This is a genomic window from Enterococcus sp. AZ163, from assembly GCF_050498925.1.
GTDB classification, from domain to species: Bacteria; Bacillota; Bacilli; order Lactobacillales; family Enterococcaceae; genus Enterococcus_A; species Enterococcus_A ferrettii.
Window position 1 is genome coordinate 22,279 of the sequence record NZ_JBIPAO010000005.1, and the last position, 25,721, is coordinate 47,999.

Annotated in this window: 27 protein-coding genes; 5 read left to right on the forward strand and 22 right to left on the reverse strand. The window is 37.6% G+C overall.

Features of this window, described 5'->3' with window-relative positions:
• Nucleotides 1-4 precede the first annotated feature (4 nt).
• From IGI46_RS25085 to IGI46_RS25165, 17 genes are all read right to left on the reverse strand, one after another.
• A complete protein-coding gene (locus tag IGI46_RS25085) occupies nt 5-1,918 on the reverse strand; it encodes a VirD4-like conjugal transfer protein, CD1115 family (protein WP_429974541.1) in 1,914 nt (637 codons plus the stop codon).
• Nucleotides 1,915-2,568: a DUF3801 domain-containing protein gene (locus IGI46_RS25090; RefSeq protein ID WP_429974542.1), complete on the reverse strand. Its 654-nt coding sequence runs from the start codon at nt 2,566-2,568 to the stop codon at nt 1,915-1,917. Before IGI46_RS25090 ends, IGI46_RS25085 begins: the two co-directional genes overlap by 4 nt.
• 35 nt (nt 2,569-2,603) lie before the next feature.
• Nucleotides 2,604-2,948, reverse strand: coding sequence for a hypothetical protein (locus IGI46_RS25095; protein WP_429974543.1), 345 nt, complete (start codon nt 2,946-2,948; stop codon nt 2,604-2,606).
• 102 nt (nt 2,949-3,050) lie between these two features.
• Nucleotides 3,051-4,421 (reverse strand): peptidoglycan DD-metalloendopeptidase family protein, encoded by a 1,371-nt coding sequence (locus tag IGI46_RS25100; RefSeq protein WP_429974544.1) that lies wholly within the window; start codon nt 4,419-4,421, stop codon nt 3,051-3,053.
• A gap of 40 nt (nt 4,422-4,461) precedes the next feature.
• The gene (locus IGI46_RS25105; protein WP_429974545.1) at nt 4,462-4,770 is read right to left on the reverse strand and encodes a hypothetical protein; all 309 of its coding nucleotides are present in this window, start codon (nt 4,768-4,770) and stop codon (nt 4,462-4,464) included.
• Between the two features lie 245 nt (nt 4,771-5,015).
• On the reverse strand, nt 5,016-5,168 hold the full coding sequence (locus IGI46_RS25110) for a hypothetical protein (RefSeq protein ID WP_169833657.1): 153 nt from the start codon (nt 5,166-5,168) through the stop codon (nt 5,016-5,018).
• 2 nt (nt 5,169-5,170) lie between these two features.
• Entirely contained in the window at nt 5,171-6,154 is a 984-nt protein-coding gene (locus tag IGI46_RS25115) for a class A sortase (RefSeq protein WP_429974546.1), read from the reverse strand.
• A 73-nt stretch (nt 6,155-6,227) separates the two neighbouring features.
• Nucleotides 6,228-9,794 carry a VaFE repeat-containing surface-anchored protein gene (locus IGI46_RS25120; protein ID WP_429974547.1) on the reverse strand — a complete coding sequence of 1,189 codons (3,567 nt, stop codon included), beginning with the start codon at nt 9,792-9,794 and terminating at the stop codon, nt 6,228-6,230.
• Nucleotides 9,795-9,979: 185 nt separating this feature from the next.
• Nucleotides 9,980-10,705 carry a hypothetical protein gene (locus IGI46_RS25125; protein ID WP_429974548.1) on the reverse strand — a complete coding sequence of 242 codons (726 nt, stop codon included), beginning with the start codon at nt 10,703-10,705 and terminating at the stop codon, nt 9,980-9,982.
• 16 nt (nt 10,706-10,721) lie between these two features.
• Nucleotides 10,722-12,308 carry a C39 family peptidase gene (locus tag IGI46_RS25130; protein ID WP_429974549.1) on the reverse strand — a complete coding sequence of 529 codons (1,587 nt, stop codon included), beginning with the start codon at nt 12,306-12,308 and terminating at the stop codon, nt 10,722-10,724.
• Between the two features lie 105 nt (nt 12,309-12,413).
• Entirely contained in the window at nt 12,414-12,584 is a 171-nt protein-coding gene (locus IGI46_RS25135) for a hypothetical protein (RefSeq protein WP_010760200.1), read from the reverse strand.
• A gap of 49 nt (nt 12,585-12,633) precedes the next feature.
• Nucleotides 12,634-13,227 carry a helix-turn-helix domain-containing protein gene (locus tag IGI46_RS25140; protein WP_010760201.1) on the reverse strand — a complete coding sequence of 198 codons (594 nt, stop codon included), beginning with the start codon at nt 13,225-13,227 and terminating at the stop codon, nt 12,634-12,636.
• Nucleotides 13,228-13,814: 587 nt separating this feature from the next.
• The gene (gene traE, locus IGI46_RS25145) at nt 13,815-14,162 is read right to left on the reverse strand and encodes a type IV conjugative transfer system protein TraE (protein WP_010760202.1); all 348 of its coding nucleotides are present in this window, start codon (nt 14,160-14,162) and stop codon (nt 13,815-13,817) included.
• Between the two features lie 1,006 nt (nt 14,163-15,168).
• A complete protein-coding gene (locus IGI46_RS25150) occupies nt 15,169-15,366 on the reverse strand; it encodes a hypothetical protein (protein ID WP_429974550.1) in 198 nt (65 codons plus the stop codon).
• A gap of 19 nt (nt 15,367-15,385) precedes the next feature.
• On the reverse strand, nt 15,386-16,444 hold the full coding sequence (locus IGI46_RS25155; RefSeq protein ID WP_429974551.1) for a replication initiator protein A: 1,059 nt from the start codon (nt 16,442-16,444) through the stop codon (nt 15,386-15,388).
• A gap of 308 nt (nt 16,445-16,752) precedes the next feature.
• On the reverse strand, nt 16,753-17,094 hold the full coding sequence (locus IGI46_RS25160; RefSeq protein ID WP_010760205.1) for a hypothetical protein: 342 nt from the start codon (nt 17,092-17,094) through the stop codon (nt 16,753-16,755).
• A complete protein-coding gene (locus IGI46_RS25165; RefSeq protein WP_429974552.1) occupies nt 17,087-17,869 on the reverse strand; it encodes a ParA family protein in 783 nt (260 codons plus the stop codon). The genes IGI46_RS25160 and IGI46_RS25165 overlap by 8 nt, the downstream gene beginning before the upstream one ends.
• Before the next feature lie 1,098 nt (nt 17,870-18,967).
• On the opposite strand from IGI46_RS25165, the gene IGI46_RS25170 reads away from it, so the two are divergent.
• Entirely contained in the window at nt 18,968-19,111 is a 144-nt protein-coding gene (locus IGI46_RS25170) for a hypothetical protein (RefSeq protein WP_429974562.1), read from the forward strand.
• Here the strand turns inward: IGI46_RS25170 and pepG1 are convergent.
• The 3 genes from pepG1 to IGI46_RS25185 form a co-directional block, all read right to left on the reverse strand.
• Nucleotides 19,083-19,223, reverse strand: a complete 141-nt coding sequence (gene pepG1 / locus IGI46_RS25175; protein ID WP_429974553.1) for a type I toxin-antitoxin system toxin PepG1 — start codon at nt 19,221-19,223, stop codon at nt 19,083-19,085. The genes IGI46_RS25170 and pepG1 overlap by 29 nt on opposite strands.
• A gap of 84 nt (nt 19,224-19,307) precedes the next feature.
• Nucleotides 19,308-19,928: a recombinase family protein gene (locus IGI46_RS25180; RefSeq protein WP_429974554.1), complete on the reverse strand. Its 621-nt coding sequence runs from the start codon at nt 19,926-19,928 to the stop codon at nt 19,308-19,310.
• 105 nt (nt 19,929-20,033) lie between these two features.
• A complete protein-coding gene (locus IGI46_RS25185) occupies nt 20,034-20,537 on the reverse strand; it encodes a hypothetical protein (RefSeq protein ID WP_429974555.1) in 504 nt (167 codons plus the stop codon).
• An 836-nt stretch (nt 20,538-21,373) separates the two neighbouring features.
• Between IGI46_RS25185 and IGI46_RS25190 the strand changes: the two genes are divergently transcribed.
• From IGI46_RS25190 to IGI46_RS25205, 4 genes are all read left to right on the forward strand, one after another.
• Complete coding sequence (locus IGI46_RS25190) at nt 21,374-22,735, forward strand: Y-family DNA polymerase (protein ID WP_429974556.1); 1,362 nt, start codon at nt 21,374-21,376, stop codon at nt 22,733-22,735.
• Nucleotides 22,728-23,246, forward strand: a complete 519-nt coding sequence (locus IGI46_RS25195; protein ID WP_429974557.1) for a hypothetical protein — start codon at nt 22,728-22,730, stop codon at nt 23,244-23,246. The genes IGI46_RS25190 and IGI46_RS25195 overlap by 8 nt, the downstream gene beginning before the upstream one ends.
• Nucleotides 23,224-23,397: a hypothetical protein gene (locus IGI46_RS25200; RefSeq protein ID WP_429974558.1), complete on the forward strand. Its 174-nt coding sequence runs from the start codon at nt 23,224-23,226 to the stop codon at nt 23,395-23,397. The genes IGI46_RS25195 and IGI46_RS25200 overlap by 23 nt, the downstream gene beginning before the upstream one ends.
• A gap of 405 nt (nt 23,398-23,802) precedes the next feature.
• Nucleotides 23,803-24,270, forward strand: a complete 468-nt coding sequence (locus IGI46_RS25205; protein WP_429974559.1) for a hypothetical protein — start codon at nt 23,803-23,805, stop codon at nt 24,268-24,270.
• Nucleotides 24,271-24,586: 316 nt separating this feature from the next.
• On the opposite strand, the gene IGI46_RS25210 is transcribed toward IGI46_RS25205, so the two are convergent.
• Nucleotides 24,587-24,901 (reverse strand): hypothetical protein, encoded by a 315-nt coding sequence (locus IGI46_RS25210; protein WP_429974560.1) that lies wholly within the window; start codon nt 24,899-24,901, stop codon nt 24,587-24,589.
• A gap of 27 nt (nt 24,902-24,928) precedes the next feature.
• The gene (locus IGI46_RS25215; protein ID WP_429974561.1) at nt 24,929-25,492 is read right to left on the reverse strand and encodes a helix-turn-helix domain-containing protein; all 564 of its coding nucleotides are present in this window, start codon (nt 25,490-25,492) and stop codon (nt 24,929-24,931) included.
• Nucleotides 25,493-25,721: the final 229 nt, after the last annotated feature.

Consider the following 25,721-nt stretch of genomic DNA (forward strand, 5'->3'; position numbering starts at 1 on the left):
TCTTCTATTCCTCGCTTTCGATTTCTGTAATCTCAATTGTTTCAAGTTCTTCATCAAGCAGCTGGTCGAATTCTTCGTGTATTTCGAATGTTTCAACCGCTGTATTCGCTAAAAATTCATCTAGTTCTTTTTCCTGTTCGTCTGGTGAATGTAGTTGATCCTGTTCGGGGGATAAATGAGACGGATCTTCTTCCTTCGAAATTGCCTGTAAGGACTTGAAAACAAATGTCCCTTTCGTTCTTTCAAATTCCTTGTACCGTTTGTGCTTCGTCAAATCTATCTTGTCTGAGAAAAACGGGTTGGCTCCTCGCAACATAAAAATGCACTTTGTATTATCAATTCGTCCAACTTCATCGGGAGCAAGTAAATCTCTTGCTGCCTTTGAATGTTGCTTTGTCCAGGAACCGGAACTCCCTCGTGTTTCGTTTGTATTGAGTAAATCAATCGTTTCTTTCCCTAAGCGTTTAGAAATATACTTGTTGGTTTCTTCCTCGTTTCCTCCTAAAAATAAAAAAGAATCACAGTTTCCTACGATTGCTTCCCAAGTATCTTTGTATAGTTTTTTACTGATTTGAGTTAATCCCTGTAAAATCACATCGATTGAAATCCCACGACTTCGAATAACAGCTATTTCCGTGTGAACGTCTGGTATTTGACCAATGTTTGCAAACTCGTCCATAATTGCTCGAACGTCAACAGGCAACCGCCCACCATAGACATTATCGGCTTTGTCTTTTAATGTTTTAAAAAGTTGCTGGTAAATCATACTGACTATAAAGTTAAACGGTGAATTTGAATCGGGTAACACTAAATAAAGAATCGTTTTTCTGTCACCGATTTTATCAAGTTCCAAGGTATCAAACTGTGTCATCTTCTCAATACTTGGTACATCAAATGGCATTAAACGAACACCTAGGCTAATAAGAATACTTTTAGCTGTTTTACCTGCTGCTTGCTTAAAGTTAGCGTATTGACGAACTGCAAAACAATCACCATGCCGCTTTTCTAAATCTTTAAAAAGTAAATCCAAGCCTGAAACAGATTCTTCATCATCTTCTGATACCCTATTCCTCCGTCTTAAGATATTAACAGTGGTCAAATTTTGCTCTTCTGGACTTCCTTCGAGCAGCAGCAAATGGAAAATCGCACACAGAAAAGACTTTTGAGCATCGTCCCAAAACTTATCCCCTCCACGTTGGTTGGGATCGGAAGTATTGGTCATTAAATTGGCGACTGTTTCTATAATGCCATCTTCATCTTTTATATAGTGGAAACAATTATAGCCATCTGTGTTCATCCGGTTCACTAAGTCATAAATTTTAATTTGATAACCAGCTTCTCTAAACAACTCTCCTGTATCTTTTAAAATAGCCCCTTTTGAATCCGTCACTACGTAGCTGCTGTGCATCTGTAACAGATTAGGAATGACATAATACCTTGTTTTCCCTGATCCTGGACCTCCTACTACTGTCACATTGTTATTCCGTTCAAATTGTCGCTTTTTTCCGTTTAATTGTGTCTTTAGCGTCTTGCGTTCAGTAGCACTAAAAAGTAAATTTTCATCATATTCTTTGTCTACATAAGGCTTTATTTCAGACTTTTCCGCCCACTTAGCACTACCATATTCTTCCCCATGCCGGTAGTTTTTGTAATTCGTCAGCTGGTACATAAAGATCATGAATACCAGCAGCGCACAGGCACCGCCGAAGTATAGTGATTGCTGCGTAAATTCGAAGTAAAGCGGCGTCGCTTTTAGACTTGGAAGCAGCTGGTTCATAGTTTCAGAAATAACAGCAACAAAAGTATCACCATTTGTCGCTTTCAGCACTCCATAGATCAGCGCTGAACGTGCAGCAATATAGAATGTTACTAATGTGACCAAGAGCGCTACAGCAAACGAAGAGGGCTTTATTCTCATCGTTCTTTGCCTTTCGTTTTCGTTTTGTTTTTTGATAATTCTTTTTTGCGGTCCTTATTGATTTTGTCCGCTTCTTCCTGAAACTTATCCAGCTTCTTTGTAAGTGACTCTTTTTTCTTTTCTACCTGTTGATCTTTCGGCTGCTGCGTCTCTCGTGTCCGATCAGCATCTGTTTTTTCCTTGGTAGGTGGCGTTTTTTCCTTTTCTTGATCCTGATTCTTTTCTTGGTTCTGTTCCTGTGCAGCGTCTTTCGTTGGCTGCTCCTGCTCGATGGTTTTATCAGCGTTGAACTTGATCAAGACGTTTTCTAACGCAAGATTGATGATATCTCTATCCTGTGCTTTAAAGAAAACATGAGTTTTATCGGTTTCCTGATTGTGTTCGATAGCAAAATCTACCTTATACCGCTTCAATTCTGCTTTGATTGCCGCTAAATCCTCCTGATTGACATCGACGTGCTCCAGGGTTGCGTTTTGTTTCCTTAGATTTGTGAATCGTTGTTGTCCGGTGTTTTGTATTACTTTAATTCCTTTTAAGGTTGTGTGAGTCGATTGTTTCGTTACAGCCATCATTGCTTTAGTGAGTAAGCGAAACATATCTTTTTCTGACCGCATGATCACTTCTACAACCTTTTCATCATTTACTGCCATATTGATCCTCCTATTATTTTTTGTTTAGACGAAGATTAGCGGTAACGTAAAGCGGACGTATGAATTTTCACCCCCTTTTCTACTTCAAAGAAAAAGCCATTTTTTTGAAATACTTTATCTTTATGCCAGGTACCTCGGTTCCCATGGGCTTTAACCGGAATGCGTGTTTTATGATTGTTCATTGTTAATAAAACAATGTCTTTTACATGAAAAATTGAATCTTCTGTCACTGATTTATTTTCGGTTAGTTCAACAAATTTGTTTACGTTGATACCAATTTTTAACAGGTAGCCCTTTTGATCAAACAGCAAATTTACTGACTTCTTTTCTAATACCAAAAACAGCGTTGTAGCAGGCTCTACCTCCATTTTTTGAATCATCTTTTCACCTCCTAACAAAAAAAAACACCCCATCAGCGCTTTACTGATCGAGTGTCTTTCACATACGTATAATGATCCTTTTTATCGTTGTTTGTTTCAATGTTAGTTACCGAATAGAACCTTGTGTGGGTCCAACAATTTACTTTGTGACAAACTAGTATCCTGGCACATTTCAAGGTGTAGGTGGCTGCCGGTACTATTACCGGTACTTCCGACATAACCAATTAATTGTCCTTGTTCTACTTGATCACCTGGTTTGACCAGGTATTCCGATTGGTGTGCATATAAGGTCGTCATACCGCCGTTGTGTTCAATCACAACATAATTTCCCCAGCTGTAATGATACTCTGCTTTTAAAACCTTACCGGACTTACTCGCATAAATAGGTTCGCCCTGGGCTGCTGCCATGTCTAAGCCCCTGTGGAATTCCCCACCTCTCAAACCAAAAGGACTACTAATAGCATAATTTTTTACGGGCACCGCAAAACCTGTAGCGCTGATCTCAACGCCTTCTACTGCCTTGTCGTACTCGGTTAGCTCATACGTTTCTATCAGCCCGTTCAGCTTTTGATTATATTGCGTATCTGTCGCATACCGCCCTGTTAAATAGTCGGTTGCTTCCTGATAAGTTTTTGCATTTTCCTTCCAAACACCCTGGTAAAAATGACTGTTTCCTGTCAATCCTTCTTTTAGCAAAGTAGCATAGTCATTAAAGCAATCCTCGTAGTTCTCATATACTCGGAATCCTGCTTGGGTAGCATATAGATTCCCGTTGCCTAAATCCTCCTGTGTCGCAAATGAGACGCTTTTTCCGTTGTGTGTGCCTTTAATTCCAAACAGGTTATAGTTTGGTGCCTGGGCTAATTCACTTGATCCCGAAGCAGACTCTAAAATCGCTTGTGCGATCATGACTGACGCATACAAATCTTTTTCCTGTCCTATTTTTCGTGCAGGTTCGCCAATTTTGCGAATAAAACTTTCCACCGATTCGTTTTTTTCAAAGTGAATCGAACCGTCTGCAATCACATGACTATCTGGTACCAAGCGTTCGATTGGAGCGGCGGCTGCTACCTCTGTTTTTGGCGCTGGTGTTTCTACCTGTGGTTCATTCGTTGGTTCTGTTGTCTGAGGGGCTGGATCATCTGCTTTAGGCTCTTCTGAACTAGCGATTGTTTGGCTGTTGCTGGTCGTTATCGTCTCACTGCTGCTTGTTGTACTTGTGCTAGTAGAGGATTCCTTAGTGGAGCTGCTAGAGCTGGTACTTGATTCACTGCTAGACATACTGCTTTCAGTGGTGCTGCTTGTTTCGCTAGTTCCCGTCGTCTTAGTGGCTTCGTTCTCTTCTGCGTGCTTTTCTACCTGTTCAATTGATTCTTTTTGTGGCTGTTCCTCTGCTAGAACATTTATAGGCAAGCTAGAGAACGCTTGGAAAGACAGCAACAAAGCGGTGATAAGCTTAGATATTTTTTTCAACTGCATTCGTCCTTTCTTGTTTTAACTAGCATGAGTGAAATCACTTATGCCTTTTATTCTTTATTGAATATTTTTTGATCACCTCGACGACTATTGTTAGAGTAATTGGTAAAATAATCATGGGCAAAAGTAGAATCAGCCAATTCTTGTGATTTAAAACTATCGGTAGCAACGTTAATCCTATTGCAAGTACTGCAAGTATTATCACTGGAATTAACCATTTTAAAAAACTATTATCCGCCAATGAATCATAAAAACTCATTGCTCCAAACAATATGATCTCAAAGATACCTAAACTGGCAACAAACAAGTAAATTATTTTCGATTCCAGATAACCCATTAAATCCATTATTACCATTCCTTTAAGAAGATGTTTTCTTGTTAATTAATGTCACGATACTTCCTTCAACTGGCAGCTGCTGATCAATAATCTTAATTAGATTATGATCCCCCCGATAGAGATTTATTTAGCTGTAGCTAAACAAAAGATATTCACTTTCTGCTCCTATCACAATCGCTTCTAAATATTTCTTAATTTTTTGGTCAAAAAAGGCTCCTACAAAACTTCGCAAACAGACAATTTGATAGAATGAATTAGTCTATGCTCGTTTTTAACTCTTCATCGGCTGGTTGAATTAGAACTTTATCCCTGCCAGATTGCATATCATCAATCTTTCCAGCAGCAAGTATTGCCATTATTACAAAACCAAACCATGTCCCACACGCAAATGCCAAAAGAATTCCCATGATTAGTTTCCTCCGTTTTTCGTTGTTTTTATATTAATTGCGGTCAAATAAAGCATAACTAACGCATAAGTAATCACTCCAACTAAAAATACATCATCGTTAGAGATAACCTGGAACATACGAATACAACCACGTTGCAGCCAGCTATATCTTGTTCGATTAAGCGGCTGCTTAGACGACTGATTCAAATCCGCTGTTGTTGTGGTACTTGTTTCTTGTTCTTCTGAACCATTCTCTGCCGCTCGTTCTGTTGCAGCTGGTGTTACCTGATGGATTAGCCCTAAACCTTCTTGTACTGATTTGTCAGCATATTTAGCAGCATACATCCCGATAAATTCTCCTTGTACGGCTGCTCGCTTAGTCGTATTTAATCCGCCCTCGCAGCGTATAAGAGTGATCACTGGTTTGGGTGAATCTGTCGGCTCGTCAAGTAAATCTCCCCTTGTCTGATCGACCACTTGATTAAGGATCACCTTGTATTCGTAAATACGTGAAAAATCGGTCGCATAGATAGTAGAATCCATTGCTGCATTGGATAATCTTCCCAACGCTCCGCCACCCTGGACTAAGTTGTGTGCAAACACGGCATAATTTCCTACGCCTAACTTTTGATCCTCTCGATAGGTACCTACGCCTACCATTAAGTTCTGATTCGATAAACCTGCTAAAATCTTCGTTTTAAGCTCAGCACTAGGGATATAAATCGCTCCTACGCCATACTGATCAACAATCGTTTCATAATGAAGCTGCGCTTCTGCGTAATCTCCTGGTGTCACGGGTGTAATAGCATTAGGATCAAACGTTGCTTGTTCATTTTTTTTATTGCGCTGTTCGTCTGTCTCTGCTGGTTTTAGTATTTGGTGTGTCTGTTGTTGAGTGTCGCTTGGATCATTAAGCAACAGACGATACCCATAATAACCAGCTCCTGCCGTCAGCATTCCTAAAAATAGCCATATGCCAGGCAATACCTTAACAATTTTTTTCACGACAACCTCCTTTGAATACAACAGGACACATAAGAATAAACGCCCTTAAATAGGGCGCTTATATCAAAAAAGCTTATTTGCTTTCTTCCTTATTTTTATTTTTTGCGATAAAAACAAAAATAGCACCTGTCACTAAGACAAGAGCTAAGAAGATCCAAGTTGCTGAGTTGCCTAGTGTTCCTCCTGTTTGTGGCAATGTTTTTACTGTCTTTGGTACTACTGGTGTTGCTGGTCTAATGATTCGGACCGTTTGACCAATGTCATTAATGTTTTTATGCTCAGTAATCACTTCACCGTCACGTTTAGTTGTTTCAAAAGCAACTAAATCAACCAAATCACCGTATTTTTCAAATAAATCATTTCCGTTAATTTCTACTTTAACGGTAACTTTGCCATTTTCATTTTCTGGTGTAAATTTGATTGTTCCGGTAACCTCTTTTTCTTTCAGTTTCAGAGCTTCACCGGTATTTTTAACCATCCATACAAGGTCTTGTTCGTATTCAACACCTGGGGTCAAATCAAAATATTCTACTTCATCTTCTAGGACAAGTTTACCATCTTCGGTAATTTCTTTTTTACCATTCACAAGAGCTTTCGTGTTCAGCTTGGGATTCCGAATGTGACCCGTTTGGTCTTTGTTGTTAGGGTCTTTATGATCAGTAACTGGTGTATCATTCGTTGATAATACTTCATATGCGACAACTGCTTTCCCAGCCATTTCAGATAGATTAATTTCAAAAGGAACCTTCACAGATCCGTTAACTAAAGTAACTGGCTTGACGTCAGAAAAGTCAGTTTGAACCTCTTGCGGTTCTTGCCCTTCCTTATCTGTATCTTTTCCAGTGTCCTCGTCCGGTGTCTTATCTGCTTCTTTGTTGTCCTTCTGGTCAGTTTCTTTTGGTACTTCTTTGTCGGTGTCTTTCTCGCCTTCCTTGTCAGTGTCCTTATCCGCATCTTCTTTTGCTTTTTTGTTGTAGTATTCTTGTGCATCAATTGTTGATGTGATTTCTCCATCTACTCCAGCAACAATAACGATTTGACCTTTTACTTCTTTACCTAATGGATCAACAAATTTTTCACCACTTGGAACCATCATCGCTAAGTCCAAGGTGTATGTTTCCCCTGAAATTAGGTTTTCATACTCTACTAAATCATACCCTTTCACTTTAGAAAGTGGATCAGTCAATTTTACTTCGTTTTCTTTGTGATCAAAGAAGAAGAGTTTCGTCTTGATTTTCGGCTCTACGATTTGAATCGCTTCGCTTTCGTCGTTTACATCATCTGCTCGTGCGACCTCTTCCCAGTCATTGGTAGAAGGATTGAAGTAGTCAAGAACTTGTGTGTACACTCCTTTTCTCCCATTTAAGCCGGTTGCATCAAATTCATTATTTATCGCATGAACAAACGTTGAATGTCCTTCTGGGATCTCAAATTCTTCAACCGTCTTCATATCCTGTTCAGATAGGGCTTTTCCTGTGCCAAATTCAACAAAATTAGATGTTAATCGTAGTTTTGCGCCAACTGGTGCACTTTTAGCTTCAATTTTTACTTCGTCTTTTAAGTCTTGACCTTTGGCTGGGTTCACAAATTTAGCGCCATCTTTGTTGGTTGCCTGAGAAGAAATAAGGAAGTCTAAACAAGGGTTTTTCACTTCGATTGCATTATCCCCTGATTTGACAGTGATCGATCCTTTAGCTGTTGCTGGATCAATGTAGTGTCCTTTGAGTGTCTTAATTTCTTCATATGCCACAACCGTACCATTTTTGAATTCATTAATGAACGTGATGTTTCCTTTTTTATCGGTTTTCTTTTCGAATTCTTTATCGCCGGCTTTAAACTTGAAGACAACACCTTCCATATCTTCACCTTTGTCATTAACCTTGTGCAACGTTAGATTCGCATAGCGTGGGTTCGTTACATCAATCGCATTTTCACCGGATTTAACCGTAATAGACCCCTTAGAGGTTGCTGGATCAATATAGTGACCTTCGATAGTTGCTGTTTCTTCCCAATCTACTTTTGTCCCAGCTTTCAAACTTTTGACGACTATTTTTCCATCCTTGTCAGAATTTACTTCATGAACTTTACCGTCATAACTTAATTTGAATTTAACACCTTCCAAGTTTAAACCTTTATCATTTTTCTTGATAAGAGTTAAGTTAGCAAAACGAGGATTCGTAACTTTGATTGTATTTGTCCCCTCTTTGATGGTCACTGATCCTTTAGATGTTGCAGGATCAATGTAGTGTCCAGCTGGAGCTTTCGTTTCTTCAAATTGTACAACAGTTCCTACATTATAATTTGGTGTTGATAACTCACCATTGGTATTAGTTGTCGCTTTCGTTGTTTTCCCATCAGCAATTAAATTAAAATCAGCACCTGCAATAGCTTTTCCTGTATCATCGACTTTCTTTAGTAATAAATTCCCTTCTTTTTGGATTTTTATATTTAGTCTAGTAATATTGGGATCACTGATTGAACAATGTAACAACTCTTGGGAATAAGGGTGGCGATAAACTAAAGTAGCACCTTTATAAGAATCGGGTACATTGTATTCCAGTTGAATTGATCCGTCTTTTACATCACCTGTCGCCTTTAATACAAGCGTGTTTCCATCCGTTGAAACATTAAGATTTGCACTGTTGGTAGCAACTTGGTATGCCCATAAAGAACTGTTTGTATCATCAATTCTAAGAGTTTCCCCTTTTTTCATGGTATAGCTATTATTGTTAAAACTTGGTTTTGTTAAATAAGAATTGATTTTGCGATTTGTTTCTTGTACCCAGGCATTAAATCCTGCTTGACTGACTCTACCCGATGGGTCTTGAATATTACTTGACTCTACCCCAGCACCCATATTTTGAATATGACGTTCCGTATAAAAAGCATTCTCAACTGATGGCTGAGTTTCATATCCCCAATAGGCAATTAAACTAGCAATCACTAAATTTTGTTGATTCCGTTCTTCTGGTGTAAAACCATCGTTTGGTCCAAAATTCAACGGATTACCTGGTGCGACACACCATAAAATATTACCCGCTGCATCACGTTTTGCATAAAATCCCTGATCGTGAATACCATTTGAATAGTCCCAAGATGCTGTTGGAATTGAATAATTTTGATCTACGAAGATAGTTGTTCCAGCAAAAGGAACAATAGACAATGCTTGTCTAGCCATTCGATTTTCTGATTGTAATCCCTGAACTTTTCCTAAAAACTCAGTCCAGTTATCACGTACACTCTCTTTCGTTGATGACAGGAATCTACCATCAGTTGTCATGTAATAACCATATTCTTTCAAAACACTAGCCAGCTGTTCATTTACATCTTTTTGTTCTTCCATTTTTTCAACTTTTTCGGGTTCTTCTATCTTTGGACTATCGTTAGAATTTTGACTTTCACCTATTTCCGGCTTCTCACTATTTACGTCTTCATCTGTAGACACACTTTCAGTCGCTTCTTTAGTTGGAGACGTTTCTTTAATTGTTTTGGTTTCCTTCTCCTCTTTTTCAGCAATGCTACTGCTTGAAATCTCTGTTTTACTTGCTGCTTCCGCAAATACTTGAACGGTGGGTGCGATTTGCCCACTCAAAGTGAACAATAGCATAAGGGAAGCCGCAAGCTTTTTCAATTTATTCATAATTATTATCTCCTTATCTCTCAAAATAAAAAAAGATGGAAAGACAGTTCCTTCCACCTGACAATTGCACCGATTTACATTACGGTGATCGTATACGAATTTTATCTCCCATGTATTTTTCTCCTAACAACAAAAAAGACCAAGAATATTGATTCTTGGTCTCCTATCATCAATCTTATTTAGTTTTATTCTTCGTAAAGAGATACTGAGTATTTTTCACTTCCATCAGAATATACGATAGTAATATTTACCCATCTAGAATATTGGCTTCCCTCTTTCAAACACTCTGCTCTACCATATTGATTTGCTTCTGAATAAGTTTGGAATACTTTTCCGGTATTCCCTACCCAGCCACTAACAATCGTTGGGTCTTTTGGTTTTGATGGCTCCGTTGGTGTCGTAGGAGTGGTGGGTTGATCACTACCGCTGAACATTGCAACACCTTCGTATTTCCAGCCTGCCTTAACTAAGGCATCTTTTTCATTTGCATCCATCGTGAAGTGGTGAGTTCCTGTTTTTTCATTCGGGTTATACAGTCGGTGAACCGGAGTAGAACCGCCGCTTTGCCATGCTATGCCTTCATATTTCCAACCGGCATTTTGCAGATTAGTTACTTCGTTGTAGTTTAACGTGTAGTGGTGATCTCCACCATTGTTTGGGTTGAACACTCTATACACCGGAGTACCTTTGGATGGCACTTCCCATGCTGTCCCTTCATTTTTCCAACCGGCACTAACAACGAACGGAATCTCGTTCCCGTTTGCGGTGTACAAATGCTCTCCAGTATTCGGGTTGTAGGCCCGGTAAAGAGTTGCTGCATCTGCTCCCTCTGCGCTTACTAACGCTGCACCACTTACAACTGCTGTCGCTGCCAAACCAAAAATTATTTTACCTAATCTCAATTTTTTCATTTCATTTTCTCCTTTTCTATTTAATCCCGATCGCTCTTCCGTCCCACTCTTTTACAAAGTCTGTAATGGATACCCAAGCTGTCGCACCACGATCATATGCCATATTCTTTCCGCCTGTTCCAGCTCCAGAACCTGAGCTGTAGTACAAAGGATCAAGCACTAAAAATTTATTATCTTTATACCCAGCAATTACCTTACAATGGTTGCGCACAGTGTCTCCCTGCTTTTGATAAGAGGAATAACCATAGTAAAGCACTGGATTGCCACCTATAATTCGATCTACAATTGATTGAGTTGTTGATCCAGTAATATTAGATACATTGCCATACCATCGTTTAGCATAATTTGTTAATGATCCTGGCGTGATTACCCAGCCGAAACCTGCACCAGTATATACGTTTCCTTTTTGCCCGCCTTTATCACCTGGATACATTGGTAGATTATCCTGAACATATTTCAAATCAACATTGGCTCCTTTGTATCGTAGCAACATAGTCATTGCAGCACCTGCACAGCCCCAAGGACTGAACACTGGCGCATATTGACTGACATATGGAACGGATAAAATTCGTTCCACTGGAGCAATCGGTTGTGCCCCTCCTAGTGTATGCCAAGAAATACCTTCATAGCGCCAGCCAGCACGAGTTAAAGAATCTCGTTCATTAGCATCCATTGTGTAATGATGTGCGCCTGCACCTCTTGTATTAGGATTATACACTCGATACATTGGTAATCCCGACCAAGGTGTATGCCAGGCAATCCCCTCATAACGCCAGCCAACTGATTTGAGTTGATCTCGTTCAGCTCCATTTAATGTAAAGAAATGCTCACCAGAATTCGGATTATACACTCGGAACAATTCTCTACCAGATCCAAGGACACGCATACTAATACCTTCATAACGCCAGCCAAGTCTTACCAAAAAGTCTTTTTCGTTCCCATTCATCGTATGTAGATGTTCGCCAGAGTTCGGGTTGTACACTCGATAAATTGGAATTGTCGCTTCAGCTTTCGGAGTTGCCTTAGGTACCACTGGTGCTTGAGCTGCCGCTTTTACTGCTGGAGTTGCTGCCGGCTTCGTGTTGCTTGTAGATGGGTTTAAAGTCGTTTTATCAGAAATTTCTTTACTTTCTGATGGCTTATTCGCTGTATCACTTTTATCTTTCTCAACAGGAACTTCATTTTCTTCTACAGTAGTATCTGGAGCTTTTTCAGTCGATTCATCAACAGTAGTAGGATCGACCGTTTCTTCCTTCTTGTCCTCTGTCTGAGGAATCTCTTGTTCATTTTTTGGTACTTCCTCTGTAGTTTCCTCCGGAGCAGGTGTTTCTACAGTTGGTTGTTCTGTTACTGGTGTTTCTGGCAGAACTGTTTCCTTGGAGTCCTCTGTAACTATTTCGCCAGCACCTTCGTGCGAGCCTATAATTTCTGTTGCACCAGCGGGCGGTGTTTCTACAATTGGCTTTTCTACTGTTGCTTCTGCCGCATGAACTGTTTGTTCCTGAACCGCTAAACCGCCAACTCCTAGAAGCCCGAAAAATACAATAGGCGCTACTAACCAAGTCTTCCCTTTTTTGTACATTTTGTACCGTTTCTTTTCCATAAATTATCTCCTCCAAATTGAGAACATTACATAAAGTATATACTATTTCAATTAGCGATTCATACTGATTATGATTGAATAACGGTCGATTCTGACAATTTCATACTATTTGAACGCTTGCCGAATCGTATACTCGTTGTTGATTAATTCCTGAACAATTTTGCAAGGATAGACTTTTTTAGTTGTCTTCTTTTGACGCTCCTCAACCAACCAGTCTAATTTTTTTAGACAATCTTCTGACAATGCCAATTTGATTCTTGGTTTATTCGTAGGCAATTGGTGTGCCCCCTTTTAATAGTAGGTGTCCCCTCGTTACTCTAACTTTTCATCGGTGTGCATTCAGCACGTAGCCTTTACCCCACAACGATTGAATAGAATAACCAACCTTACATTCATCTGCTTTCTGTCGCAGACGTTTGCTCAGAGAAGAAAGTTGTGACAAACAAGAGTTTGTCGGCTCACACTCCCACAATACCCGACAACTTTCTTCTCGTGAAACAGGTACTCCTTTATTGGCTAAGAGCAACTGAAACAAGATACTTTCATTTTTACTTAAATGTTTCATGAATCGATCTTGAACTAATTCTGTTTGTTCTGCTGATTCATCTGCTTGACCAGCTTTTGCCTCTTTTTCGGCTAAATACAATTTTTCTCTTAGCTGATCCTTCGATAGTCCAATAGGCACTTGTTCCAGCTGTATCCCACCAATCAATTCTCCAAGCTTTTCTACTTCTAAATTGGTGATTGTGACTCCTGGTATCACTGTATCAAAGATGTATTCAATAGCCTTGATTTCCTGCCCGTTCATCAATTTGTAAAACAGGCTACTTGAACAAAAAACCTCGTGATCCAACTCTTGCAATTGCTGCTGTATTTCCTTTTCAGCAAGTACATTTTTTGTTAACACTAAAATCTTCACAGATCCATTCCTCCTTCTATACTTACAATTCATGCAGCAAAGAATATACTCCACTCACTGTTTAATAACTTCTCTTTTTTCGCTTACTAAAAAAGTAATCACCTTACCCGACTGGTTTATAGCGTCCGTAACCAGAAACTCTAATAGACAGCGGTAAATGCCGATTCGTTCCCGAAAAGGCAAGTGCCTATATGTATTGCAGCTCACGACATAGCATTACTGCTTATGCGCTTCCCCATTACGAAAAGCCAGCTTGGTCTTTCTCCAAGTGTGCGTCAAAACCTAGGAACCTTAGTAGCTGCTCTGATACCCCTAGGTGCTATTGATTGCTTCTTCAAACAATGCCCTTGATTGTTTACTGACTACTTTTAGTGCAGCCATTCATTTCATCAACTTTCACAATTAGTGTTCGCTTAGTGTGACCAATCTTTTCTGATACCACCTATCAAAAGCTGCCCAGGTTCTCGACTCATTCGCCAAGACTTTGACAACTTATAGCCTTACTAGCTGCTGCCGCTGACTCTTCAAGTTACTTGCTTGATCCACAACATTTTCAAGCAAGCGAAAAAAGAGAAGTATTGAATTATTTACTGTTCCATGACTAAAAATTTACTCATGCCTTTTGCTGTAACCAGTAGTGGTCGATTAGGCGCAATTCTTCGAGCAATCAGCACCCCATCCGCATCGTTAACATGTTTAATCCTTGGATAGATTTCTTTTATTGAGACTGTTTCAGTTACCACTACCTGCTTTTTTTTAGCAACATAATGTTCTTGCAGACGTTCTGCCTGCAACCCTTTGATCCGATAGTGTGCAGTAAACCAGCGTTTCTGTTTTCGATCACCTAAATCAATTGATTGTTTTAGCTCGTCAAAAACAGTAACTCGGCAGCCATAATAGCCAATATCTTCAATACTAATTTTCCGAGTGATCATTCTTTCCGCTCCCTTCAAATCCTTTTTAGTGATAAAGCTTTATGAGAAACACTTGTTATTAAGCGGTTATATATTGACCCAATCACGCTTTTAAAGTACCATTTTGCCTATAGTAGCGTTACTGATTGACAAGCTAATCAGTTTCACTACGTAGTTTCAACCTAGGTGAACTAGTTTCCAAAAAAAAACGAAAAGAGGGGGGACGTAGTTATATACCACGTCCCCCCTCTTTTCGAACAACTACGATTACAATCGCCACGCTTTTCTGCATTACATCCTACATTTAAGAGAAATTTAGCCATAAAAGGCACACTGAAAAAAGGTTCTTCTCACTATTTCACCTAAACTTTGGTATAATGACAATTGGCGTGGAGCAATCCATAGCCGCCGAAGGGTTAACGCAATACCTACTCTATTGCGAACAGCATTTGTTTCATGGAGCTACCAACTCCATATTTGCTGTGCCTTTCGGTTTTTTATGTTTCACTTGCCCTATTTCCGCAAATGAAGCGGAAACTAATTCGCATCAAGCATACCGCCGAATCAAATAATCGTCAAGCATGTTTTCTACGAATATAAATGACATTACTTTTCTTTTATTAAATTCAAACTGACATTTATATATATCTTTCTGTTTTTTTTTAACTTTCACCCTCCTTGGCATATCTAAGCTAACCGCGGTTTGTCCACTCATTTTATCATCAATTCTTAATGTAATCAAATAGAAGCAAACAATATTTCGTTATTTATATTCATGTAAAATAAAGCGGAACTGCAAAGAATAACGTTTTTAAAAAAAGAATACATATTTATTTGTTATTAATCGAAAAGGTCGATTTTGATGAAAAAACGGTCGATTTTGACATCGTATTATTGATTGAAATAATATTACAGGAGATAGCGCTAATTTCCTTAAAAATAGTATAGCATCTTTCTAACGCTTTGCAAACACTTGTTCGTATATTTGTATACAAATATTCTACACCACTTATCGAATGGTAGAGACTTATCCGGTAACTTTTGCATTCTTTATGCGGTCAATCACTTGTTCCAGGGCTGCAATCTGCTGATCATAGATTTCTAGGATTGCTGCGTTAGCTGGCATCGGGTCCGCCTTTGCGTTCATCCGGTTCACCTTGATTTTTTCAAGCTCCGTATTTAGCGCTCGTAACGATAACGTTTGTTCTAGTGTTGTCATTTCCATTTATTTAGCCCCCTAGTTTCTAGTCGCCTTCTAACCAGTTGTGCAGCGATACCTCAACCTCTGGTGCCATTGGTGCTTCCTCGGTTGCTTTGATTTGCCGGATAATATCTTGAAACAAATCAGTGAGGTAACGGAAAATGAGGTTATCCATGTTCCGTATTTTTTCATCCTTTTCTTTGAATATCGCCTTCTTAGTTTTGAAATAGATCAAGTTATCAATGTCGATTCCATATTTTTCCTCTACATCCTCATACATGAAATGATAATCCTCTAGCTTTTCAGCATTCGCTTTTGCATTATGAATCGCCTTCATGTAATTAGCTGCTGTCTCAAACTCTCCATGCGAAAATGAAGCGAGCAGTGTTAAAACTTTGCTTGGTAGAAACGTCTTATTTCCAGCGATCATGGATTCTGCAAAATCTTCTAACAGCAATTTATCCTGTAATGATTTTTCCTCGTCTTTTGAGAGTCTTTTAGTGTCTTTATTGTTTAAGTTATTATTATATAGTTCTTGTCCGTTTTTCATACCATGCGGTAAATCGACGTTTGAGGTAGGTATGAATTTCATACCATCATGAGCCGCAAGGGTTTCAGCGTTTTTTTCTTCGTCTTCCCTAGGTATGAATTTCATACCATGCGGTAAATCAACGTTTTCTTGCTGTTCGTCCCCTGTCCGGTCGATCTCCTCAACTAAGTAAATGTCGTTTTCTGTTACTTCTAACTCGGCTAAGTAAAGGCGAGTAGGGTTTTTCTTTCCAGCAGCTTTGTTAAAACCGCCGCTTTTCTTTTGAAGCAGATTTGCCTTTTCCAATTGGGCGTGGATATTTAGAACTTTTTGCTTTCCGCGGTGCAACATCTTTTGCTGCTCAGCAAGTGTAAACGTAAAATAGACATTTCCTTCTTCGTCAACCTGCTTCTTTTTTGCGGCAAATTCTAGTCTGGATTTAAAAAGCATGTAGGCTATTTTTGCATCACTATCTAAATGTTTATAAGTCTCGCTTACTAAGAGAACTTTTGGGAATTGGTAGTACAACTCATTGTATACTCTATCTAACTTAAAATATTTAAACTCACTCATTAGGATATACCTCTTTCAAAAAAGATAATTGATCAGTCTATGTTTTTCATTCTTAATTGCCGCAATTATTGCAGTAACTAATCAGCATCTTTTCTATTATCAAAGATAGTTTACACGAATTGTAATAGTAAAGCAAACCGCATCATACCAAGGGTTACAAGATTTATTGATGTATTACAATATTATTATATCACAATATCGTGATATTGCAACATTACGATATGATCAATTTGTTCGATTTATGCTTGATATAGCAACATTTGGCAAAAAAAATATCACGATATCGCAATATCGTGATATTTCGTCTATTAAATTTTATTTTGTCTCTTCGCTAAGTTGTATCCTTCTATCAGATATTCTTCTGGAATTGCTTTTAGCAAAGCTTCCTCAACAATATCCGGTTTGCTCTTTGAAGCGTCCCCGATCGTTGTCCAATAAATTAATGCTGATTGAAGAATAGGGTTTAAACGTATGCTATCGGCTTTCCTCATACTATTCCCTTGCTTCTTAATCAATGAAGAAATATTTTTTTTGTTAGGATCAAAACTCGGTTCCGGTGCTTCTTTGACAGTAGAAGCTTTTTCTTTAGTATTAGTACCTAATAATCGTGCAACAGTATCACGACTCCTAGTTTCCTGATTTTTAGCCATCTAACTCACCTATCTTTTCTAAGTATTCTTTAGCGAAAGCTTTATAGTCCTCCTCAGCTGTTGAAGCATCGTGATAGCTAAGTAAATCCACACCAGCTGCCTGGCTTTCATCGACTTTGACTGTTCTTCTTATTCTCGTATCAAAAATAGGTGCATTGATAACTTGCGAAATCTGCTCGGCAGAAGACACCATTTCTTTTGAAATATTATATTTCTCATTAAATTTAGTGAAAAGCACACCACGAACAATCAAGTGGTTATTCGTAAACTCTTTAACGGTTTCGATTGTCTCATTTAATTTTACTAAGCCTTTTAGTGAGAAATAAGCAGCTTCAACAGGAACGATAATTTCATCACTAACAGTAAAAGCATTAACAGTGAGAATCCCCAATGAAGGTGGTGTGTCAATGAGAATAAAATCGTAATCATCCATTACAGGTTGCAATGCTTTCTTAAGTCTGTGCTCGCTGCCGACCTGTGTAAATTCTCTTTCAGCAGAAGAAAGGGCAATATCCGCAGGAAGAACATCGATTCCCTTGTAATCTAAAATTGCATCTTTAACGTCGACATCACCCTTTAATACTTCATAAATGGTGGGTTGATCCGCATCGTCGATATCAAACCCCAAGTGATCCGTGAGATTTCCCTGTGGGTCGCTGTCGATCAATAAAATTTTCTTGCCTAGAACAAAAAAGAGGACTGCTGCAAAATTTACCGTTGTTGTAGTTTTAGACGCTCCACCTTTTTGGTTCGCAATAGAAATGGTTCTAGCCATTCGTGTACCTCCCATATTCACAATATTGTTAAATCACGATATAAGTATATCACGATATTGTGATATTGCAATAGAAAATTGAAATTCATGATAGCTGGCATATTAATATCGCATATGAAATATAGACCAACCAGACTAAGGTTGCTCAGGGACAACTATCATTGTCGAGAAGGAAAGATAGAGAACAGAACGCCATAGTAATATTGTGATATTGCAATATCGTGATATCACAATGAACGGAAATAAAAAAGTGAAGTAAGATTACCACATAATCCATAGAATGGTCTGAGTACCAGTAAGCCAAATAGATAGTAGCACTATATATCCATTATAATATTGTGATAGCATTAAATCGTGATATTACAATACTGTGATATCGTAATATCGTGAAGAATAAATAAATTTATGGCAGTCTATTCAAAGACAATTAGACAAGTAGGGGAGTAGCAAAAAAAGTACTTGTTCAAGCTTGCAGCGAGTAACAAGTACTCTAATTTAGCAACGAAAAGCGGAACATGACAATGGATTTTTTTAGTTATATTGCGATATCACAACATTGTAATATCGTGATAGTGTAATGCAGTGAAGGTAACCGCAAGCTAAGGCTCGCTCTCAGGTGTCACTAAGGTGAACCCTCACAGCCGTTTGCTAATGCAAACTCTCGTCTGCTGCTAATGCAGCATACTCACTCGCTAATGCGATTTCACCAGAATTAATTGAGCAAAGTAGGGGAGTTAACTAAACTCTTACTATAACTTTTCAATGCGGATAGCATTACTCTTTTAACTATTTGTAGTGTTGCCAAAGACACAGAACGAGAACGTTCGGTTTTAATTGTGCCGGTACCTGCAAATGGATCTGTTGCAGCTGATCACGGATATTGAAAACACGAACGAACGGCAAGCCAGGATCTGCGGATCTTGTAGCAAAAAACGAACTTTACTAAAGGTTAGGTAGAGAATGTTACAGAAAGCTACTTTATAAGCCTATGTCATAGGACACACATTCTAAGTAACAAAATGTTACAGACAGTCACTTTATAAGTCTATGCCATAGGACACATTTTCTAAGTAACAAATTGTTACGAAGTATGCTATAATGAACACGAAAAGGGAAGTTGCGCTAACAACTTCCCTTTGGGACAGCACCGTTAAAGACGGTGGCAGAACAATTTATTTCTATTTAAAAAATAGTCGTGCTGCTAAAGTGACGGCTATTTTTTGTCGTTTCTTAGCAATTTAACAACCAAGGTTATTAAGGCAATGGTAAAGGTACCAAAGCCAAGAATCACCTGTATTGTTTCATATGCCGACAAAAGGCGTCTCCTTTCTTCAGATTTTCGGAGTATGTTCATAAGAACCACCTCGCTTCCGAAAAGATAGCCACCGTCATTAAAAATAATTCCTTTACTGTCTTGCCTTCATTATACCATTCTTCATTACACCTTTTCCTGTGAACTTGAAATATCGCCTTTAATTCGATAGATTGTTCGTCTAGTTATATCGTACTTTTTAGCGATTTTTGCAATAGCTGTCCCTTTTCCTAGCTCGTCAACAATTGCATGATAAATTACTCGCTTTTGTGGATTTTTAGCAGTAGGGGAGTATTCTTTGGGTCTTCCCTTGTAAATCCCTTTTTCTTTTGCAATCTTAATACCTTGTGCTTGTCGTCTTTTCGACTCTGCACGTTCTTGCTCTGCTATCATAGCCAAAATCTGAATAATCAAGTCTTTGATAAATTTATCAAGTAGAGGGTTTCCAATCGCTTCCGCCATGATTGGCAGACTTGTTATAAGTAAATTCACGTTTTTCTTTTTCAGATAATTTACTGATTCGATAATCTCATCATAATTTCTCCCAAGTCGGTCAAGAGCTTCTACAATAAAATAATCAGATTCTCTGACAAAATCCATTGCTTCTTGAAAAACTGGACGGTCGGAAATAGTTGAACCTGATTGTTTTTCAATAAAAATTTTATCCGCTCCAACTTCTTTCATTTCCTCAACTTGTCGTGCTTCATTCTGATCAGCTGCTGAGACACGAATATATGCTACTTTCACAAAAAGACCTCATTTCAATAACCATTTAATATACACCCTAATGATACACTTTGAAGTAGTGCAGCACAACGACAAACTGGTGTATATTTTGAGTACACCCATAGGTTACAATTTTGTTTCACCTCTATCTGATTTTTCATTGTTTATACCTTTCCATGATTTGTAGAAATAATTTTCCATTTGTACCATACTATTAGTAATTTCATTGTATAATTCTTTTAAGTCTCCTTCTGAAAGCTTTTCGCCACTTTCAAAGTAAGAACGATAAGATTTTGTTATCTCTTTCTCTAATTTATCTATGATCTCATACTCTTTATTATCTTTTTTTTCACCAAATCGCAATTTCAACTGTGCATAAGCCTTTTGAACTTCTAAATATTGGATTAAAAGATTTTCTCTAAAATCTTTTTTGATGAACTCTAAAATCCTAATGTATGCTAAGCATTCACCTAAATAGGTTCCTGTATAATTACGTATCTCATTCAAAAATTCGCGTTTTACTCTTATTTTATCAAAAGAATTTACAGTAATCTTTGCAATGACTAAAGTACATACGGCGCCAATTAATGTTGTTACAAGTCCTGAGTTTATTAGTTTAACAATATTCATATGAGATAAATAAAATAGACTTGCTATATCTATTACTGGATATCTCGAGAATAAAATGATTATAAAGATTATATACATACATTAACACCTTCGCTTAGTTATATTTTTAGTAACATAGTTTAACGTATAAACATCTTCCACATGATTGATAAATACATTTTAACTGAATGTATTATCTTCGACGTTCTGTGCCCCCCTTAATCAATCGATTTACTCAAGATATTACGGCTTCATTCTTAGCCTTTTCTTCCTGATCAAGAGTGTGAACTCTCTATGTTAAAAAAATGAGATAGCCAAACTTTCAATGAAGTAAAAGAAAGAGTGACTCCGATTTCGAACAAGTTAAACGAAATAGATTTATTGCCGGCTATTAGACTTACAGCCAAAAAAGCAATGAATGAAAGTGAAAAATCTATTAGTGTTGAAATATGATCAACCGCCTTTTTAGAAAGCAAGGACTTTTTAGCTGTTTGTTTTATCAGAAAATAGTAGAGCAGGTTGGTAGCAGAAAACCAAATTATATTTGACAAAAGGTCGTTATTCACGGTAGATAAATCTAAACCCGCAATCATAAAGATAAACATTAAGGTGACACCAATGTAATAAGCAAAACCTAGAAGTATAACAGCAATAAGAATAAACAAGCCAATTTTTTTAAATTCTTTAACTACATACAGATAAATCCCTCCAATTATAAAAGCCTATTATATAGATAAATAATATCAGACTTTTGTTCTCCAGTGTCATATTCAGTAATTTTTTATTGACAAGAAAGATAACATTGCTGTACAGTTGTATCGAACATATGTTCTTTTAGAATCTTGGGGGAGATTGCTATGATGTTCAATGATAATTTGAAATTCGACTATTCAAAAGAACCAGCAAGAGACATTATCTGTGCGGACTGCAAGTCATTTTACGCGTCAACTGAGTGTGTCGAGAGAGGATTAGATCCATTAACGACTAAGCTTGTTGTTATGAGTTATCCGGCGAATGACGACGGAACACGCGGTAGCGGCTTAGTATTGGCTGCGTCGCCGGCCGCCAAAAAAGCTTATGGGATAACCAATGTTTCCAGGGCAAGGGATTTACCTTTCCCGTATCCTAAAGACCTACATATAGTTGCACCGCGAATGACTTTATACATGAAAAAGAATGCTGAAATTAACAATATTTACAGGAGGTATGTTGACGAAAAAAATCACTCTGTATACTCCGTTGATGAATCGTTTTTAGACGTTACCGACTCTCTGAAGCTATTTGACTGTTCAACTACTGATCAGCTTGCTAGATTGATTCAGATCGACGTATACAGAAGTACTGGCATTTACGTCACAATTGGAATAGGTGATAATCCAGTGCAAGCTAAAATTGCTTTGGATATCTACTCAAAACACAATTCAACAATGCGCGGAGAAATACGCTATGAAACTGTCCAGGAAAAAATATGGTCAATTGAAAATTTAACGGACGTTTGGGGAATCGGTAAAAAAACGGCAGCTAAATTAGAAAAAATGAACATTCACAATATGCGAGACCTGGCACATGCGGATTATTATCGGTTGAAAAATAAATTCGGCATAATTGGAACCCAGCTGTTTGCGACAGCTTGGGGGATTGATCGCTCCTTTTTAGGTCAAAAATATGAACCTAAAAGTAAATCAATAGGTAACAGTCAGGTATTGAATAAGGACTATACACGCAAAGAAGAGCTGCAAATAGTCGTTCGAGAAATGGCTGACCAAGTAGCAACAAGATTACGTCGTATAAATGCAAAAACTGAATGTGTTAGTTTGTGGTGTGGCTATTCGATAAATTTTTTTGATAAGAAAGGTAAAACCAATTTTCATCAGCAAATACGCGTTCCTCAAACTAATTCCAGTAAAGAAATCGCTAGATACCTCTTATTGCTACTAGATAAACACTACGAGCGACAAGATATAAGATCGGTTGGTGTGAATTGCTCACGATTAACGTATACTTCAGCTTTTCAAATGAATTTATTTGAAGAGCCTGAAAAGCAATTAGACAATCGAAAAATTGAATTCGTTATTGATAACATAAGAAGAAAATATACTTTTGCTGCAATAGTTTATGCTAGCTCTTTACTCGAAGGCGGCCGCGCGATAGAACGCTCGTCTTTAGTCGGTGGTCATGCTGGGGGAATGTCTGGAATCGAGAGCGAGCAACATGGTTAAACGAACGAAAAAGGAATTTCGAGATTACAACGATTATCGGGATCGAGTATTTGGTCTAAAGTGGGGTACTGCTTACGCCATGGACGATTTAATGAAACAAGTAAGGTCTACTGAAGAATATGCTTTGAAAGACAACGCTGCGCTCAAACAAATGAGTAGGGAAGAAATAGATATTGTTCTTTCGGATTCTTTTCTTCAGACAAAAGAGATTCTGATACAATTGAATCTTTGCGACGAATTTGGCCGACTTCAGGACAGCGCTACTGGTTTTTTTCAGGGTGAAGCTTATGAAGACTATTTCGTATTTAATGACAAGATAATCTTTTGGGAAGACGTCCGACATATTAAATTGACTGGAGCAAAAAAATGGTCGGACATTGATATCTTTGAAAAGCAGCAGCTAAAACAATCTAAGGAAAAAAAAGACCCGGCTGAGCTTCAGCTGGAGAAGAACGAATTTTATCAAGAATTTATGGAGGATATTCTCGATGAACCCGATTCGACAATATGAGTTCAAGCTTATTACAATAGAAGAATTAGAAAATTGTCTTTGGGATTTTGGCCCGAATGCAATTGCTGAAGTCAGTGAACCATGCTATCAATTTTATATTGATTTAGCGCTGAATTATCATAATCAACCTTATTACGTAAAGCCTTATTAACTAGAAAAATCCGACCGTGTTAGCAGCGGCCGGATTAATTTGATTTATAAAGCCAAGAGACTGCCCCTAATTGCTGGTAGTAGGTTGTTTGAATCATTTCATTTGCGATATTAGTATTATATTTATCCGTGTGTCACTAGTTCGGTTTTTACTATTTTTACCTGGAGTCCAGGAATGACATTCGTTCGTGTTTAAGTATGGTTATTGGTGCTTCAGTATCTCCTGAAGATACTACCTGCTACTTAAAATACGAACATTGATCATTCAAAAAAACTTATCTTTTTAGAATGATCAACCTAGCAGGTTATTATATAAAAAATTACCCTAATCAGGGTATTTTTTTGACTTCACCCTGATTAGGGTATATAATAGAACTATAGAAAAGAGCTAAAGGAGCGAATAACAATGATTATTGACACTGAACTGGTGAACCAAATGTTTAGAGCAAAGACTTCCCGTGAAATTTCCGAATTATCTGGAATCTCTGAACGGACTATCCAAAAGTACAAGAGTAGCGAATTAAACTGGCTAGGTAAACATTCTAAGCTCCTAGGTTTACTTGCTGCTGGTAACACTGACATTCAGTATGTGCGTAACGTTAATTCTGGCACTGTAATGCTTATTACAGATTATATTGATTTGATTATCCGAGAAACTATAGAAGCCTGGAATGATCTTGATCCTGATGAAAAGGAAGAAGATTACGATAATTCAATTGAAGTTTTCTATAATTCTTATAATGAAATTGACTCGGACTTTCAGACCAGTGATAAAGATGGGAACGAGCTATCCTTAGAAGACCAAGCTTGGAATGATCAAACAATTGCTTACCAATATGAACAAATAAAGAAACTAGTTGAACAATATAGCTAGAGTTCCTAAAACATACCGGATAATCCCGATAAGGATTAAGCAGCATACAATCAACGTATGCTGCTTATTTTGCTTGGTAAAGTCAAAGCTGCCATCAGAATCTTGCTTGGCTTCTGATTTTATTTATTAGTGTTGGTGTCAAAAAAGCTATTCTTCTCATCTTTCCGAAAATATACATTTTTTAGAAAGTTTCTTATCTCTACCTAAAAATCTGAATGCAAAAAGAATGCTGATTCCTTTGCCAGAACAGCATCCTTCAGTAAACTTTTATATCTTTTGTATCGGTCATCAATAACCTAATTTGATTCGAAACAATTTACTCATATTCTACCTTACAAGCTTCAATTTTAATTTCTTCAATTGGTATTAGAAAATTTTCTCTTTTATCTTTTTCAAATGTTGGTATGTGTGTAAAATCAGGATCATTTACGATACTTTTTGCTATTTCATTAGCTTCATTCCAAGTAATTAATTTGAGTTTTAATCTATCATTATCAAACGAGTAATGATCTTCATAGGATTCAGTACTTAGAAAACCTAATAGTTTTTCCGTATCACGTTTGAATATAGCTACAGTGGAGTCTTTGGGTAATCTGCTATTTATATTTGTGATCATGTTTAATTCAAACATCCATTCTATAATATTTTTCTCTGCATTCTAGTATCTCGAATTCCTTGGATAACGTTTCGGTTTACTCTGTATTTGTTGTAAAGCTGAAGTTAATTGATTTAAATTCTGTAAGAGCTGGTTACGTTCACTTTCCATCTCCTTAAGTTGATCTCTCAGTTTAGCGCTCTCGCCTTCAAGTTTAACAGTGTTTTCTTTGAACTCTTTTTCAGCTGCATTTAGTTTGTCGTCATATAATCTTTTCTCAAATCTACTAAGAAACTCTAAATGCTTTTGCTGCTTTTCCAGGCTTTTTTCGTACGTATTTTGAGCAGCTAATAAACTTTTTTCGTGTTGCTCTTTAAGTGTTGCAAGCATTTTTTCGTATGTTTCCTTTTGTGCGGCTAATTCAGCTTGATGCTTTTGTTTAGGCGTGAGAGAAGTACGGTTAATAGGTGCCTTTCTTTGTTGCAGTAAGCGCAATTGATCTTGTGTAAAGGTTAGCGTCCTGTGATCAATTTCATGCTCATTTAAGCGGTTATAAAGCGTTTGGCGTGTAATACCTAATTCTCGTGCTAATTCAGCTAAAGATTGGTAAGTAATAGTTCCATCCATTATTTTAGCCCTCCTATAATATTGTGTAAAATCATTATACCACAAATATGTATTATTAGACAGTAATTTACGTAAATAACTGTTAAATTAGACTAAAATATACGTATAATTACGTCTAATCATACATGTCTATGGATTTTTGATTTACGTTTTTTAAGGGAACCGTCAAATGTGGAGGATAGCTAAAACTTCTTATTAATCGTATTGATAATACAAAAAAAGAATAGGT

Coding starts and splice junctions, on each gene's coding strand:
- IGI46_RS25190 (WP_429974556.1), top strand. CDS start 21,374: ATGATGTTCAATGATAATTTGAAATTCGACTATTCAAAAGAACCAGCA.
- IGI46_RS25155 (WP_429974551.1), bottom strand. CDS start 16,444: ATGAGTGAGTTTAAATATTTTAAGTTAGATAGAGTATACAATGAGTTG.
- traE (WP_010760202.1), bottom strand. CDS start 14,162: ATGATCACTCGGAAAATTAGTATTGAAGATATTGGCTATTATGGCTGC.
- IGI46_RS25095 (WP_429974543.1), bottom strand. CDS start 2,948: ATGATTCAAAAAATGGAGGTAGAGCCTGCTACAACGCTGTTTTTGGTA.
- IGI46_RS25085 (WP_429974541.1), bottom strand. CDS start 1,918: ATGAGAATAAAGCCCTCTTCGTTTGCTGTAGCGCTCTTGGTCACATTA.
- IGI46_RS25215 (WP_429974561.1), bottom strand. CDS start 25,492: ATGGATGGAACTATTACTTACCAATCTTTAGCTGAATTAGCACGAGAA.
- IGI46_RS25120 (WP_429974547.1), bottom strand. CDS start 9,794: ATGAATAAATTGAAAAAGCTTGCGGCTTCCCTTATGCTATTGTTCACT.
- IGI46_RS25185 (WP_429974555.1), bottom strand. CDS start 20,537: ATGAATATTGTTAAACTAATAAACTCAGGACTTGTAACAACATTAATT.
- IGI46_RS25090 (WP_429974542.1), bottom strand. CDS start 2,568: ATGGCAGTAAATGATGAAAAGGTTGTAGAAGTGATCATGCGGTCAGAA.
- IGI46_RS25105 (WP_429974545.1), bottom strand. CDS start 4,770: ATGGATTTAATGGGTTATCTGGAATCGAAAATAATTTACTTGTTTGTT.
- pepG1 (WP_429974553.1), bottom strand. CDS start 19,223: ATGAACATACTCCGAAAATCTGAAGAAAGGAGACGCCTTTTGTCGGCA.
- IGI46_RS25130 (WP_429974549.1), bottom strand. CDS start 12,308: ATGGAAAAGAAACGGTACAAAATGTACAAAAAAGGGAAGACTTGGTTA.
- IGI46_RS25200 (WP_429974558.1), top strand. CDS start 23,224: ATGAACCCGATTCGACAATATGAGTTCAAGCTTATTACAATAGAAGAA.
- IGI46_RS25210 (WP_429974560.1), bottom strand. CDS start 24,901: ATGTTTGAATTAAACATGATCACAAATATAAATAGCAGATTACCCAAA.
- IGI46_RS25195 (WP_429974557.1), top strand. CDS start 22,728: ATGGTTAAACGAACGAAAAAGGAATTTCGAGATTACAACGATTATCGG.
- IGI46_RS25110 (WP_169833657.1), bottom strand. CDS start 5,168: ATGGGAATTCTTTTGGCATTTGCGTGTGGGACATGGTTTGGTTTTGTA.
- IGI46_RS25170 (WP_429974562.1), top strand. CDS start 18,968: ATGAACACGAAAAGGGAAGTTGCGCTAACAACTTCCCTTTGGGACAGC.
- IGI46_RS25205 (WP_429974559.1), top strand. CDS start 23,803: ATGATTATTGACACTGAACTGGTGAACCAAATGTTTAGAGCAAAGACT.
- IGI46_RS25165 (WP_429974552.1), bottom strand. CDS start 17,869: ATGGCTAGAACCATTTCTATTGCGAACCAAAAAGGTGGAGCGTCTAAA.
- IGI46_RS25125 (WP_429974548.1), bottom strand. CDS start 10,705: ATGAAAAAATTGAGATTAGGTAAAATAATTTTTGGTTTGGCAGCGACA.
- IGI46_RS25160 (WP_010760205.1), bottom strand. CDS start 17,094: ATGGCTAAAAATCAGGAAACTAGGAGTCGTGATACTGTTGCACGATTA.
- IGI46_RS25150 (WP_429974550.1), bottom strand. CDS start 15,366: ATGGAAATGACAACACTAGAACAAACGTTATCGTTACGAGCGCTAAAT.